Here is a 14,154-nt window from a genome sequence, read left to right as displayed (position 1 = left end):
TAAAATGATCTCATTGAAAAATCTTGCAATGGCCGCGGCAGTGACATTGACTGCGACGCAAGCTTATGCCGCGGATGAATTCGCCTTTTATGAAACGGTCGAGGGGTGGAATATCTTTGAAGATATCGAAAAACTCTCCTGCTTTATTGAAAAAGCGGATTCAGACGGAAATGTGGTCCAAATGGGCCTAACTGAGGACCGCGCAGTTGGGTACCTCGGCGTTTTTACCACACAAGAAACCAACATCGTAGCGGGCGAAACAAGTGAGATTGGCATCTTGATTGGTGACAATATTTACCTTGGCGAAAGTACGGGGATGCGCGGCAATATCACCGACGGATATTCGGGCGGATACATCCTTTCGGACGATCCAAAATTCGTGACAGACCTCATGCAGCAGTATGAAATGACTGTGTTTCCAGAGTCGGAATTTGCCTTTACGATCAATCTCGACGGCACGTTAAAAGCCATCGAAGCGGCGAAAACCTGTAACGCCAGCCTGTAATAAATCATGCCTTAGGAGGGCGCTTCCCTCCTAAGGCTACTCAAATAAAGGATATTTCCATGGGATATACCCCCGCCGAAAACCGCTATGAAAAAATGCAATACCGCCGCTGTGGAAAATCCGGACTAAAGCTGCCAGCGCTGTCGCTTGGCCTGTGGCACAATTTTGGCGGTGACACGCCGCATGCGACCAAGCGCGCCATCCTGCAAACAGCGTTTGACAATGGTATCACTCACTTTGATTTGGCGAATAATTACGGCCCCCCTCCCGGCTCCGCAGAGACCGCGTTTGGCGAAATTATGCGTGAAGATTTCGCGGGATATCGCGACGAGATGATCATTTCAAGCAAGGCGGGGTACTTGATGTGGCCCGGCCCTTACGGCGAATTCGGCAGCCGAAAATATCTGGTGTCGTCCTGTGATCAGAGCCTCAAACGGATGGGACTTGATTACGTCGATATCTTCTATTCGCACCGTTTTGATCCCGAAACACCGCTCGAAGAAACTATGGGCGCATTGGATTATATCGTGCGGTCGGGGCGCGCGCTTTATGCAGGGATTTCGTCATATAACTCAGAAAAAACCCGCGAAGCCGTGGCGATTTTGAACGATCTGGGCACGCCCTGTGTGATCCACCAACCGTCGTATAATATGTTCAACCGCTGGGTCGAGACCGATGGTTTGAAGGACACGTTGCAGGAATTGGGCGTCGGATCGATCGCGTTTACGCCGCTGGCGCAGGGGATGTTAACCAAGAAATATGTGGGCGGTATTCCCGAAGGTAGCCGCGCGACACAGGGTAAATCTTTGCGCCCAGAATTCCTGAATGACAACACTTTGGCGAGCATCAAATCGCTCAACGAAATGGCCGAAGGTCGTGGGCAAACACTGGCGCAAATGGCGATTGCATGGGTTCTGCGCGGGGGTGGCATCACGACGGCGCTCATTGGCGCGAGCAAGCCGAGCCAAGTGATTGACTGCGTCGGGGCGGTGGATAATCTTAACTTTACCGATGCGGAATTGGTGGAAATCGACCGTCTTTCGGGCGAAGCCAATATCAACCTTTGGGCCAAGTCGTCATCGACCGATTAGGCGCTATTTGAGATGTGTTCACATCGGTCGCAAGGCAGCTTGCGGCCGTTTTTTGTTTGATTTTCGGTGGTTTAAGGGTAGAGACCCCTATGCGGTATGACATTCCCTCTGCGCGCGCTGGTGCGAAAATCGGATTGCTGGGAGGGTCGTTTGATCCGCCCCACGCGGGGCATGTACATATTTCACGCGCGGCGTTAAAGCGGTTTGGACTGGATGAAGTTTGGTGGTTGGTGTCGCCGGGAAATCCGTTGAAATCCACCGGACCCGCCCCGATTGCGCGGCGGATGGCGACGGCAAATGCGATGATTACGCACCCGCGGATCAAGGTGACGGATTTTGAGGCCCAAGCGGGCACTCGCTATACCGCGGCGACGCTCAAGGTGTTGTTCGCGGAATATCCTAAGGTGGATTTTACATGGCTTATGGGGGCGGATAACCTCGCGGAATTCCACCTTTGGGGGCAATGGGACTGGATCATGAAAAACGTACGCGTGGGGGTTTTGGCGCGTCCGAGAGATCGGTTGCGGGCCCTGTGCAGCCCGACTGCGCGACGGTTTCGCACCGCGCGTTTGCCGGAAAGCGAGCGGATGTTGCTTGCGAAGGCGCAGCCCCCTGCGTGGTGTTTTGTGAATTTGCCGATGGTGGATATTTCGTCGACGCAACTGCGCGCCAACGGTGGTTGGAAACGCTAGCGCGCCATTGGCGATTACTGTATTCAAGCGCTTGTTTCGCCGCCAATCTGAGGGTTATATGCTTTTATGAGCCAACAGTATTCTAGACGATTTATCCTCGCCGGATTGATGAGCGGCAGCGCGGTCCTTGCACAGGCTGGCGCGCCAGAAACGTCGCTATTTCCACCCGTAAAACCCAAGAATTTCGCGAAATCCGTCGCTAACCCGACCGAGCGGATTGTTGCGGGCGCGGGTTTTAGCGGCGACGTCGGATTTGTGGTCGCGGATGCGACGACGGGCGAGATTTTGGAAAGCCGCAACGCAGGTTTGGCGATGCCGCCTGCGTCGGTGGCGAAGGCGATCACGGCGCTTTATGCGCTGCAGGCGTTGGGCTTGGGGTATGAATTTAGCACACGATTGGTGGCCACGGGACCGATTTCCAACGGCATTTTGAACGGCGATTTGGTGCTTTTGGGGGGTGGCGACCCGACCTTGAACACGGATGCCTTGGCGGTGCTAGCGCAGGGGTTGAAAAACGCAGGGGTGCGAGAGGTGACAGGGGATTTTCTCGTGCATTCGGCGGTCCTGCCCTATGTGCGCTCGATTGATAAAGAACAGCCCGATCACCTTGGGTATAACCCCGCGGTTTCGGGGCTGAACCTGAATTTTAACCGCGTGCATTTTGAGTGGAAACGGGCCAATTCGGGCTATTCCGTCGCGATGGACGCCCGTAGCGACAAATACCGTCCCGAGGTTCATATGGCCAAAATGGTGGTCAAAAAACGCGCGACGCCGATTTATACCTATGCGGACGGTAAAGACAGTGAGCAATGGACGGTGGCGAGTGGCGCGCTGGGGGACGGGGGGAGCCGTTGGCTTCCGGTGCGCAAACCCGAGCTGTATGCGGCGGATGTTTTTAGCACAATGGCGCGTTCGCAAGGTATCAAATTGGGCAAAGAACGTGCGACCGCGACCCTGCCAAAAGGGTCCGTGGTCGCGCAGGTGCAAAGCGAGAAATTGCAGTTGATTGTACGCGATATGTTGAAATATTCGACCAACATCACAGCGGAGGTCATCGGCCTTTCGGCGACCCGTGGGCGGGGCATTTCTCCGCGCAACCTTGCGACCTCGGGCGCCAAAATGTCAAGCTGGGCGGGGCCTGCGCTGGGGATGAACACGGCGAAATTTGTCGACCACTCAGGCTTGAGCGGCGATTCAAGAGTTCCCGCGAGCGAGATGGTCTCGGCCCTTGTTGCGGCCAAACCCAATGGCGCATTGCACGGATTGATGAAAAATATCGTCCTGAAGAGTCCCGACGGGAAAAAGCTCAACAATGCCCCAGCGACAGTGCGCGCCAAAACCGGAACCCTCAATTTTGTCAGTGCTTTAGCAGGATATATCACCCTGCCTAATGGACGGGTTTTAGCCTTTGCGATTTTCACAGCAGACCTTAAAAAGCGGACCCAGATCGGCAAAAGCGAACGTGAACGGCCCGCTGGAGGCCGCGCATGGGCGCAGAACTCCCGTAAAATGCAACAGGAATTACTGCAGGGTTGGGCGCGAACCTACGCCAGTTAAAGCGTGGTGTGGCGCGCGCGGCTTCCGCGCTCAATGGCGGCAGCATGCAGGCGATCAAGATCAAGCTCGTAGCGCATTTCTTCTAGAATGCGCAGTTCTTGATCGGTGAGTTTTCCGTCCGAGGCAGCAACATCGCAAGCGAGCGCATAAGCGGTTTCAAACAGTTTTTCGTCCAAGCTTTCGCGGATCAAACCAAACAGCGCGTCGAGGCCGTCTTCTTCGGTAAAAAGGTCAAGCACGGTTTTAGAAATGCCCGCCATACGGTCTTGGTCAAAATCCGCAAAAACGGGTAGGTGATTCACAATCCGTTGGATGGTTACAAGTTCGGATGTGCGGATGTTTTCATCGCTTGCAGAAACAGCAATCATCATTGCGACAAGGGCGTCCTGATGACTCCAAGAGTGGGTAAAATCGTTCATGTGAGATCTCCGATCTACGTGTTTTCGTGTGTAGAATATTGACGCGGCAGGTGGGGCGCAATAGGAGACAGGGTGGATGAGGCATTGGGCCTCATATTAACGAGACGAGTGTTGAAATGTCTGATCTGCGCGAAACTGCGATGAGTTCGAAAGCCTGGCCCTTTGAAGAAGCGCGTCGGGTTTTGAAACGCTATTCCAAGCAGCCGCCCGAGAAGGGATATGTGTTGTTCCAAACCGGCTATGGCCCGTCGGGATTGCCGCATATCGGGACCTTTGGCGAGGTTGCGCGCACAACAATGGTGCGCCGCGCGTTTGAACAGATCAGTGATATTCCAACCAAACTTTTGTGTTTCTCGGACGATATGGACGGTTTTCGCAAGGTGCCGACCAATGTTCCGATGCAGGAAGAATTGAAGCAAGACCTGAATTTGCCGCTGACAAAAGTGCGCGATCCGTTTGGCACGCACGCCGGTTTTGCCCAGCATAATAACGCGCGTTTGTGTGATTTCCTTGATAGCTTCGGGTTTGAGTATGAGTTTGCCAGCTCGACCGAGTATTACACTTCGGGGCGTTTTGATGAGGCGTTGCTGCAGGCTTGCCGGGTCTATGACAAGATCATGGCGATCATGTTGCCAACCCTTGGTGCGGACCGTCAGGCGACCTATTCGCCGTTCTTGCCGATCTCGCCGTTGACGGGGCATGTTTTGCAAGTTCCGATGGTGGAAGTGAACGCCGAGAAGGGCACGGTGACCTATGATGAGCCAACCGGCGAGCGCATTGAATTGGCGGTAACTGGCGGCAATGTGAAGATGCAATGGAAGCCTGATTGGGCGATGCGTTGGGCGGCCCTTGGCGTTGATTACGAGATGTCGGGCAAAGATTTGATCGATTCGGTGACACAGGCGACGAAAATTTGCCGCGCGTTGGGGGCGCAGCCGCCCGAATGTTTGACCTATGAGTTGTTCAATGATGAGTTGGGCCAGAAGATTTCCAAGTCCAAAGGCAATGGGTTGTCGATGGAAGAGTGGCTGAAATATGCGGCGCCGGAATCGTTGCAATATTTCATGTATTTGAAGCCGAAATCGGCCAAGCGTTTGCATTTTGATGTGATCCCTAAGGCGGTAGATGAGTACCACCAGCAGTTGCGGGCCTACGGCGATCAGGACGAAAAAGCGCGCCTGTCGAACCCCGTTTACCACATGCATGGGCACAATGTTCCGGCGTCAGATATGCTGGTTCCGTTTGCGATGTTGCTTAATTTGGCGTCGGTTTCGGCGGCAGAAGATAAGGCGCAAATGTGGGGATTCATTCAACGCTATGCGCCAGATGCAACGCCCGAGAGCAACCCTGCGATGGATGCGGCCGCCGGATTTGCGGTGCGGTATTACAACGACTTTGTGAAGCCAGCCAAGACCTATCGTTTGGCCGAGGGCACTGAGATTGCGGCGTTTGCGGATCTTGCGGCGCGGTTGAAGACCTGGGAGGGCGGCGCGGATGCGGATGCGCTTCAGACTTTGGTGTTTTCGGTGGGCAAAGAGCACGGGTTTGAACAGTTGCGTGACTGGTTCAAGGCGCTTTACGAAGTGTTGCTGGGCGCGAGCCAAGGGCCACGGTTTGGGGGCTTTATCGCCCTGTATGGTGTGGACGAAAGCATCACGCTGATTGAGGACGGTTTGGCGGGGAAACTCGCCACGTAACGAAATCGTGACTTGGCGCGAGGCCTGTGAAGGCGCATCCTTGAGATGTGTCTTTACAGGTGAAATTATGCGTTTTCTAAAGATATTGGCGATTGTCGCGGTTATGAACCCTCTTGTGGCCCAGGCCCAAGTTGGGGATCAAGCGCGCGCTTATGGTGCCTTGGAACGCACCGTTTTGGGGCAGATGGAAGCGTTTCGCGACGGCGACCTGACGGCTGCATTCGAGTTTGCATCGGACGATATTCAGCGTTATTTTGGCAGTCCAGAAGTGTTTGGCATGATGGTTGCGCGCGGGTTTTCCATGGTTGTGGACCCCGAGGATGTGACGTTCCTTGATAACCGGCCCGAGGGTCGCTCGGTTTGGCAGAAGGTACTTGTGAAGTCCAAATCGGGCGAAAGTTTTGTGCTGGATTACGAATTGGTGCCAGACAGCGAAGGTTGGAAAATCAACGCTGTCTTACCTGTTCCTGCGGGCGGATTTGCCGCCTAAAATCCCCGTGTTTTAGCGATAGATTTGGTCCTCGCTTGGGAAGGCGCGGGATTTGACGTCTGTGGCGTATTCCTCGACCGCTTTTTCGATCATTTCGCCCAAGTTGCCGTAAACTTTGACGAATTTTGGGGTCCACGGCGAGAGGCCGAGCATATCTTCGAGCACAAGGATTTGCCCATCACACTCTGCAGACGCGCCAATTCCGATGGTGGGAATGGGGATTTGCTTGGTGATTTTGGCCGCCAAAGGCTCGACCATCCCCTCAAGCACAACCGCGAAGGCGCCCGCGTCGGAAACGGCTTGGGCGTCGGCCTCGTGGGCGGCCCATGTATCCTCATCGCGGCCTTGGGTTTTGAAGCCGCCCATGACGTGACTGGATTGGGGGGTGAGGCCGATGTGGGCCATCACGGGAATGCCGCGTTCGGTGAGGAAGCGGATGGTTTCGGCCATGCGCGCTCCGCCCTCAAGCTTGACCGCGCCGCACTGTGTTTCTTTCATAATTTTGGCAGCATTTCGGAAGGCCACACTTGGGCTTTCCTCGTAGGAGCCAAAGGGCATATCAACCACCACGAGCGCTTTCTGCGTGCCTTTTACCACGGCGCGACCGTGCATAATCATCAGGTCAAGCGGCACGCCGACCGTACTTTCCATTCCGTGCATCACCATCCCCAAACTGTCGCCAACAAGGATGAAATCGGCGTGTTTGTCGACGATGGCCGCCGTGTGGGCGTGGTAGGATGTGAGGGAGACAATCGGGTCACCGCCTTTGCGCGCGGCGATTTGGGGGACAGTTGTACGACGGGTCTTGACTTGTTTAGACATGGCTACCTCGGGGTTGCAACACGTTGATCAATAAGGAGAATGTCACCAAATTGGACGGAAATCATGATGGCGGTTGGATCTGTGATGGGCCCGCTAATTGGGGCAAGAGTTTCATCATCGACGATATCGAGCCCCTCAAGCGTGCCTCGCGGCTGGGTTGCGATTGTGGCACGGATGCTCTTGGCGAGGTCCGAAACCGTGGTTCCAGACTGCACCGCTTTTTCGGTCACATCAAGCGCTTGGGACAGAATGACGGCGGCGGCGCGGTCGGCAGGCGTTAGGCGGGTGTTGCGCGATGACATGGCCAGACCGTCTGCCTCGCGGATTGTGGGGATGGGCAGGATTTTGATCGGTATGTGCAAGTCGCGCACCATTTTGCGGATGACTTGGAGCTGTTGGTAATCCTTCTCGCCAAAGGCGGCAACATCGGGACCGATGATGTTGAAAAGCTTGGTGACGACGGTGGCGACACCGCGATAATGCCCCGGACGCACAAGGCCGTGTAGCATATTGGCAAGTACAGTGGTCTCGACGATGGTTTCCGCCCCATCGGGGTAAATATCGTCAACCTGCGGCATGAACACTGCCGCGACGCCTGCCGCCTTGAGAAGGGCGAGATCGGCGTCTTCGGTGCGGGGATATTTGGCAAGATCGGCGGCGTCGCCGAATTGGGTTGGATTGACGAAAATCGTTGCAATCACGTAGTCCGCGTGGCGGGCCGCAGCCTTGACGAGGGCGATATGTCCTGCGTGCAGCGCGCCCATGGTGGGAACGAGACCGACGGTTTTTCCCTCCGCGCGCAGAGACGCCACATACGCGCGGATTTGCGGGATTGATCGACAAATTTCCATTGGTGCCCCCGTTTCTCTTGGTTGGCGGAACCATAGCTTTCACGCTGCAACGCGGCAAGTCGCTTGCGCTGAAAACACGAATATTCCCCCGCGCGGCCACAATTTGCCCAAGTTGGGAGGGCATTTGTGGAGGGTATTTTACCGGAGTCCGTCATGCAGCGCGCCTTTCTAGTTGTTTTTGCCTTTATTGCCCTTTCGATGACGTTTGGGTTTGATTTTTTCCAACGCCAGCAGATTGCGAAGGCGACAGGGGAAACCTATGGGGTGTCGGAGTATTTCGCCTCTGCGAAGGCGCGGTATGCAGCGTTCAAAAATGACCCGATAACCTATGATATTGATGACTACGCCCCCAATCCCGCGGATTGGGAAAAACGCGTGTGGACAGTAGGCGATGGCGACCTGTTTTTTGGCCCGCAAAAACCCCTGACTGCGGACCAACTTGCGCAGTTAGAGGCGGTAAAAGATGTAGACAATAATCCGTTTGTGAAGCTTATGCAGGCGGATCTTGAGCGCGGATTAAAAAAAGGCACTTGGGTTTATGAGAAGGGTGACACGATGATCGCGCTTGAGTTGCGGTTCATTCCCGCGCGCCTTCAGACCATGGTTGGCGGCGAACAGTTGAATATGATGCAGGACATGATGCGGATGACTGAAATCAAGAGCGATTTTGCCCGTGTGGGGGGCGTGTTGTTTCAGGAAACCACGCGGGCGGATGAGGCCTTTAGCCGAGAATTAACGGGACATATTGGCCGGCAGATTGATATTGTTTTGCGGGCAATTGGGCCGAGTTCCGATATTTTAACCTTGATGGCGGACATCAATTTTGACGGGTTGAACGGGATGGTAGAAACCCCCATCGAGGGCGTTGGCAATATGCAAGAGATTGCGTTTTTGGCGATGGACAAGGAGCAGGAAGCGGCAGAAAGTCCGAGTGTTTACGCCGCAATGGCCCTGAAAATTCAGGCGATGCTTGCCGCGCGAGTCGTCGAGCAAGTCGAAACGGAGCAGGACGTGGTCGCCCCCAATACCGAGAAGCCAAAAGTACGCCGTTTGGGATCAGGAAGCTGCAGCGGGAGCTCCTTTAAGCGGTGTGTTGCCCGCACAAATTGAGCCGTTTTGAGTGGAAAAATAACCTGAAGCCGACCTTTCAGAAACGGGGGTCGGTTTTTGCATTTATTGCGTCGGAAGAAGGGCGTAAAATCCGCAAGGATAGGCCAATGTGGCGGTCAAAGGAGTGCGCGTTATGAAAACCCATGTAAAAGCTTTGGTTGTTGGCGGCGGAGTCGTTGGAACCTCGATTGCCTACCATTTGGCGCGCGCCGGTTGGGACGACGTGATGTTGCTCGAACGCGACGAATTGACTAGTGGGTCGACGTGGCATGCGGCGGGGCTTTTGCCGTATTTCAACATGTCGTTTGCCACGACCCATATCCATGATTACTCGATCAAGTTCTATAAAACGCTGGAGGAAGAGACCGGATTGAACGCTGGATTTTCCGTTGTGGGGAACCTTCGGATGGCGCAATCAAAGGCGCGGATGGATGAGTATATGCTCTATGCATCGACGGCGGAAACCTGTGGGGTGCCCTATGAATGGATGACGCCCGCGCAGGTCAAAGATCGTTGGCCTTTGGTGCGGACCGATGATCTTGAAGGCGCGATTTTTCACCCAACGGACGGCTATATTAACCCCGCCGACGTGACGATGGCGATGGCCAAGGGCGCGCGGCAACGGGGCGTTGTGATTGAGCGGCGTTGGCAGGTTGATGGCTATCGTTGGGCGGGGTCCGAGTGGATTGTGACCTGTACGAAAATGGTTGAGCGGGGCGGGAATTTGGTGCCGTCGGAGGAGCAGATTGAAATTACCGCCGAGCATGTTGTGACGGCGACGGGAAACCATGCGCAACGCACGGCGCGCCTTTTGGGGATTAAGATTCCGGCGATTCCGGTGGAGCATCAGTTCATTGTGACCGAGCCCGATGCGGCGCTTGTTGAGTATCGCAAAACCCACGGCGAGCATCCTGTTTTGCGCGATGCGGATGCCAAATGGTATGTGCGCGAGGAGCGCGGTGGCTGGATTTTGGGGCCCTATGAAGAGGGGGCTCCGGCGCGGTTTGAATATGGCGTTCCGGACAGTTTCCGCGCCGATCTGTTCCCGCTGGATTTGGAACGGATTGAGGAAGAATACCTGAGCATGATCCACCGCATTCCGTCGTCGGAAACGGTCGGTTTGAAAGATGATTTCAACGGGCCGATTTGTTATACACCCGACGGAAATCCGTTGATTGGGCCTGCGCCGGGACTGCGCAATATGTGGCTTGCTGAAGGGTTTAGTTTTGGCATTACGGCGGCTGGCGGGGCGGGTAAATACCTCGCGGACTTGATGGTGGAGGGCGAGGCCGAGATCGATATGGCGAGCCTTGATCCCAAACGATTTGGCAGTTGGATGACGACCGAATATGCGGCGCGTAAGAACGAAGAGGCCTATGACCACGTTTATGTGTTGCACCATCCCGATGAGGAGCGCCCAGCAGCGCGGCCCTTGCGGACCAGTCCCGCCTATGATCGGCAAAAGGCGGCGGGTGCGCAATTTGGACATGTGAACGGATGGGAGCGGCCAAACTACTTTGCGCCGCTAGAGTTTAGCGACCATGACGCGCGCAGTTTCCGGCGTGGGGGCTGGTGGCAATATGCGGTTAAAGAGGCGAAAGCCATGCGCGAAGGCGTTGGAATGATTGACGCTTCTGCCTTTACCAAACATGTGGTGAAGGGCGCGGGGGCGACGGCATTTCTGGATTGGTTTACCTGTAATAAGTTGCCACGGGTTGGACGGATCAACCTGACTTATGCCCTGACGAGCCATGGCACTGTGCGCACGGAATATACCATCGTACGCGAGGCCGAGGATATTTATCACCTGATTTCTGCGGGAGCTTGGACCTCCTATGACAGCGACTATTTGCGCAAAGCGGTGGAGGATAAAGAAGCCGAGTTTGGCCGCATTGAGGTGCAAAACACCACCACGCAGACAGGGGTTTTTGCCCTTGCGGGACCACGTTCGCGGGACTTGCTCAAGAAGCTGGTGAATGACGCCGACCCCGAGGCGTTCTTTATGAACAAGAACTTCCCGTGGCTTTCGGCCAAGCCGATTGAACTCAAAATGTGCCCTGTGATGGCGATCCGTGTGGCCTATACCGGCGAACTTGGGTGGGAGTTGCATCACCCGGTTGAGATGCAGAATTACCTCTATGATTTGCTTATGGCGGCGGGCGAAGAATTTGGCCTCAAGCTGGTGGGCGCACGGGCGCAGAACTGGCTTCGGCAGGAGAAATCCTATCGCGCGTTCGGGACGGAATTGGGCCGTGATGCCACGCCGCAAGAGGCGGGGTTAGATCGGTTTATTGATCTGGAGAAGGATTTTTACGGCAAGGATGCGATGCTCAAAACCGGTATTCGCAGCCAATGTGTGACGCTGTTGATTGAGGGGCCTGAGGATGCCGATCCGTGGGGGCGCGAAGTGCTCTATGCGGGGGATGTGCGGGTTGGGCGGCTGACGTCTGGTGGGTATTCTGTGGCCTTTGGGAAAAGCATCGGCATGGGGTATGTGAAACCTGAACACGCCGAAGTTGGCAACAAACTGAAGGTCAAAATGTTTGATCAATTGTGGGACGCCGAGATTGTCGAAGACAGCCCCTACGACCCCTCAAATGCGACGATCCGCCAGAACGGTTAGGCGGTCATTTGGTCCCAGCAGTCCAAGGCTTTGGACGCATACATCAGGGACGGGCCGCCGCCCATTTGCAACGCCATGCCAAGCACATCCGCGACTTCTTCGCGGGTGGCGCCGCATTTGATGAGGGCCTCGATGTGAAAGCCGATGCAAGGCTCGCAACGTTCCGCGACGGAAATGCCAAGGGCAACAAACTCTAGTGTTTTATCGTCGACGTGTTGGCTTGATTTCGCGGCCTTTGTGAGGGTACTAAAACCTGCAGAGGTTTCCGGAACAGCGGCGTTAAAGCTGCGGATATTACGCTTCATCCCGCCCATGAAATCTTTCCAGTCCATACGAATTCCTTTTGCTGATGTTTCTGGTTTTAAACATGAGAAAGTGTAGCGACACTTTGATCCAGAACAAGACAAACGCAAAAAGCCCGAGGTTTCCCCCGGGCTTTTTCTCATCCGATTGAGCCGTTTTTAGTTAGGTAGTTCTGCATCAATGCCTTCGACATAGAAGTTCATGCTTGCAAGGTCGCCATCATTGGCAGTTTCGCCTTCGGCGAGCCAAGGGGTGCCGTCCTGTTTGTTCAAAGGTCCTGTGAACGCGTGGTAGGAGCCATCCGCAAGCGCGTCTTTGAGGGCATTGGCTTCGTCCTGAACAGGTGCTGGAAGTACGTCAGTGAAGTCGCCGATTTTTACCATGCCAGAACCGATACCATTCCATGTATCAACGCTTTCCCATGTACCGTCGATAACCGCTTGTGTGCGCTCAATATAGTAGGGCGCCCAGTTGTCGATGATAGAGGAAACACGTGGCGACGGAGCGTATTGGCCCATATCAGACGCTTGACCGAATGCGATAACGCCTTCGGTTTCGGCGGCTTTTGCCATTGGAGCGGTGGAGTCTGTGTGCTGCATGATCACGTCAACACCTTGCTCGATGAGCGCGGCGGCGGCGTCTGCTTCTTTTGCAGGATCAAACCATGAGAAAACCCAAACGACTTTCATTTCGACTTCTGGGTTTACCTTTTTAGCGTGGATATAGGCGGAGTTGATGCCGCGAATAACTTCAGGAATCGGGAAGGACGCGATATAGCCGATCTTGTTGGATTTGGTCATGCGACCCGCAATGGTTCCGATGACGGCGCGGCCTTCGTAGAAACGTGCGCCATAGGTGGAAACGTTTGGATGCGCGCGGATATAACCTGTTGCGTGCTCAAACTTAATATCAGGGAATTTGGCCGCAACATTGTTTGTTTGGTCCATGTAACCAAAGGATGTGGTGAAGATCAAGTCGTGACCGGACAGCGCCATTTGCGTTAGAACGCGTTCAGCGTCGGGGCCTTCAGCAACACTTTCAACGAAGGTTGTTTCGACTTGGTCGCCAAAATGGGCTTCGACTTCTTTGCGCGCTTGATCGTGCTCATATGTCCAGCCGCCATCGCCTGGCGTGCCGACGTAGACAAAGCCAACCTTTGTGGTGTCGGCCATGGATGGCAAAGCAACGCCGAGCGCGAGCGCCGCAGTTGCGAGTGTTTTCATTAGTTTCATTTAGGTACTCCCCTAGTGGACTTAAGTTTTTGGTTTCTTCTTCGACGGGTGCCGTGGGTGGATATTGGTTTCCACCTCAAGCAAGGCCGTGGTGACAATCGCGGCCGGAACCGCAACAACACCTAGACCGATAAACAGTATAAAACTGGTAAAGACTCGACCCCCAAGCGTTATGGGAACCATATCGCCGTATCCCACCGTGGTAAAGGAGGCGATGGCCCACCAGAAGCTATGCGGAATAGAGGAGAAAACATCGGGTTGAGCTTCGTTTTCAAAGACATAGATCCCCACCGCGCTGACGTAGAGCATGATGACGGCCAAGACCACAAACAGCAGCAATTCGTCGCGGACTTCGTCGAGGGCATGGGCCAATCGATCAAGCGCACGAGAGCTGCGAAACAGTTTTAACAGGCGCAATGCCCGCAACAGTCTAAAGCTGCGTAGGACCGCCCATTCGGGTTTGACCACCGAGAGAATGGGCAAGCAGGACAACAGATCAATGATCCCCCAAAAGCTGATCGCATAGCGCAGTGGGTTGGGCGAACAAATGAGGCGCGTCAGGTATTCCAAAGTGAAAACTACCAGTACGAACCACTCGACGATACTGAGCGTCGTGTAGAGCGCAGGCGAGAGGCCGGGCATGGTTTCCAACGCAATTGCTGCCGCAGAAACACCGATCACGACGTTCAGAAACCACGCAACCGAAGTTCCGAACGCGGGGTCAGTTCCGTCAAGAATATGGATAATTTTCGCGCGGGTCAT

The 14,154-nt window shown here is 54.8% G+C and carries 14 protein-coding genes; 8 read left to right on the top strand and 6 right to left on the bottom strand.

Translation table 11 applies throughout. The features are described from left to right. Positions 1-4 precede the first annotated feature (4 nt). The 4 genes from AB9F26_RS08960 to dacB all read left to right on the top strand — a co-directional run bounded on the left by AB9F26_RS08960 (position 5) and on the right by dacB (position 3,845). Positions 5-505, top strand: a complete 501-nt coding sequence (locus tag AB9F26_RS08960) for a hypothetical protein (protein ID WP_369754263.1) — start codon at positions 5-7, stop codon at positions 503-505. A gap of 59 nt (positions 506-564) precedes the next feature. After that, positions 565-1,596: an L-glyceraldehyde 3-phosphate reductase gene (gene mgrA, locus AB9F26_RS08955; protein WP_369767831.1), complete on the top strand. Its 1,032-nt coding sequence runs from the start codon at positions 565-567 to the stop codon at positions 1,594-1,596. Between the two features lie 89 nt (positions 1,597-1,685). Next, positions 1,686-2,288 carry a nicotinate-nucleotide adenylyltransferase gene (locus AB9F26_RS08950; RefSeq protein WP_369767829.1) on the top strand — a complete coding sequence of 201 codons (603 nt, stop codon included), beginning with the start codon at positions 1,686-1,688 and terminating at the stop codon, positions 2,286-2,288. A gap of 66 nt (positions 2,289-2,354) precedes the next feature. Then, positions 2,355-3,845 (top strand): D-alanyl-D-alanine carboxypeptidase/D-alanyl-D-alanine-endopeptidase, encoded by a 1,491-nt coding sequence (dacB, locus tag AB9F26_RS08945; RefSeq protein WP_369767827.1) that lies wholly within the window; start codon positions 2,355-2,357, stop codon positions 3,843-3,845. On the opposite strand, the gene AB9F26_RS08940 is transcribed toward dacB, so the two are convergent. Beyond that, a complete protein-coding gene (locus AB9F26_RS08940; RefSeq protein ID WP_039004443.1) occupies positions 3,842-4,264 on the bottom strand; it encodes a tellurite resistance TerB family protein in 423 nt (140 codons plus the stop codon). The two genes, dacB and AB9F26_RS08940, sit on opposite strands and share 4 nt — an antisense overlap. Positions 4,265-4,380: 116 nt before the next feature. On the opposite strand from AB9F26_RS08940, the gene AB9F26_RS08935 reads away from it, so the two are divergent. Then, positions 4,381-5,961 carry a lysine--tRNA ligase gene (locus tag AB9F26_RS08935; protein ID WP_369767826.1) on the top strand — a complete coding sequence of 527 codons (1,581 nt, stop codon included), beginning with the start codon at positions 4,381-4,383 and terminating at the stop codon, positions 5,959-5,961. Between the two features lie 67 nt (positions 5,962-6,028). Next, positions 6,029-6,451 (top strand): DUF4864 domain-containing protein, encoded by a 423-nt coding sequence (locus AB9F26_RS08930; RefSeq protein ID WP_369767824.1) that lies wholly within the window; start codon positions 6,029-6,031, stop codon positions 6,449-6,451. Between the two features lie 12 nt (positions 6,452-6,463). Here AB9F26_RS08930 and panB read toward each other — a convergent pair whose 3' ends face one another. Both panB and panC read right to left on the bottom strand, forming a co-directional pair. Beyond that, positions 6,464-7,273 carry a 3-methyl-2-oxobutanoate hydroxymethyltransferase gene (gene panB / locus AB9F26_RS08925; RefSeq protein ID WP_369767823.1) on the bottom strand — a complete coding sequence of 270 codons (810 nt, stop codon included), beginning with the start codon at positions 7,271-7,273 and terminating at the stop codon, positions 6,464-6,466. Positions 7,274-7,275: 2 nt separating this feature from the next. Beyond that, on the bottom strand, positions 7,276-8,124 hold the full coding sequence (gene panC / locus AB9F26_RS08920) for a pantoate--beta-alanine ligase (RefSeq protein ID WP_369767822.1): 849 nt from the start codon (positions 8,122-8,124) through the stop codon (positions 7,276-7,278). A 153-nt stretch (positions 8,125-8,277) separates the two neighbouring features. Here panC and AB9F26_RS08915 point away from each other — a divergent pair, with 153 nt between their 5' ends. Both AB9F26_RS08915 and AB9F26_RS08910 read left to right on the top strand, forming a co-directional pair. After that, positions 8,278-9,234 carry a hypothetical protein gene (locus AB9F26_RS08915; RefSeq protein WP_369767821.1) on the top strand — a complete coding sequence of 319 codons (957 nt, stop codon included), beginning with the start codon at positions 8,278-8,280 and terminating at the stop codon, positions 9,232-9,234. A gap of 133 nt (positions 9,235-9,367) precedes the next feature. Beyond that, on the top strand, positions 9,368-11,857 hold the full coding sequence (locus tag AB9F26_RS08910) for an FAD-dependent oxidoreductase (RefSeq protein WP_335585623.1): 2,490 nt from the start codon (positions 9,368-9,370) through the stop codon (positions 11,855-11,857). Here the strand turns inward: AB9F26_RS08910 and AB9F26_RS08905 are convergent. From AB9F26_RS08905 to AB9F26_RS08895, 3 genes are all read right to left on the bottom strand, one after another. Beyond that, a complete protein-coding gene (locus AB9F26_RS08905; protein WP_369767820.1) occupies positions 11,854-12,189 on the bottom strand; it encodes a carboxymuconolactone decarboxylase family protein in 336 nt (111 codons plus the stop codon). The two genes, AB9F26_RS08910 and AB9F26_RS08905, sit on opposite strands and share 4 nt — an antisense overlap. Positions 12,190-12,318: 129 nt before the next feature. Further along, complete coding sequence (locus AB9F26_RS08900; protein ID WP_335585621.1) at positions 12,319-13,392, bottom strand: BMP family ABC transporter substrate-binding protein; 1,074 nt, start codon at positions 13,390-13,392, stop codon at positions 12,319-12,321. A 21-nt stretch (positions 13,393-13,413) separates the two neighbouring features. Next, complete coding sequence (locus AB9F26_RS08895) at positions 13,414-14,154, bottom strand: ion transporter (protein ID WP_335585620.1); 741 nt, start codon at positions 14,152-14,154, stop codon at positions 13,414-13,416.

The organism is Falsihalocynthiibacter sp. BN13B15, assembly GCF_041205415.1.
Lineage (GTDB): Bacteria > Pseudomonadota > Alphaproteobacteria > Rhodobacterales > Rhodobacteraceae > Falsihalocynthiibacter > Falsihalocynthiibacter arcticus.
This window is presented reverse-complemented; position numbering and strand designations above follow the sequence as displayed.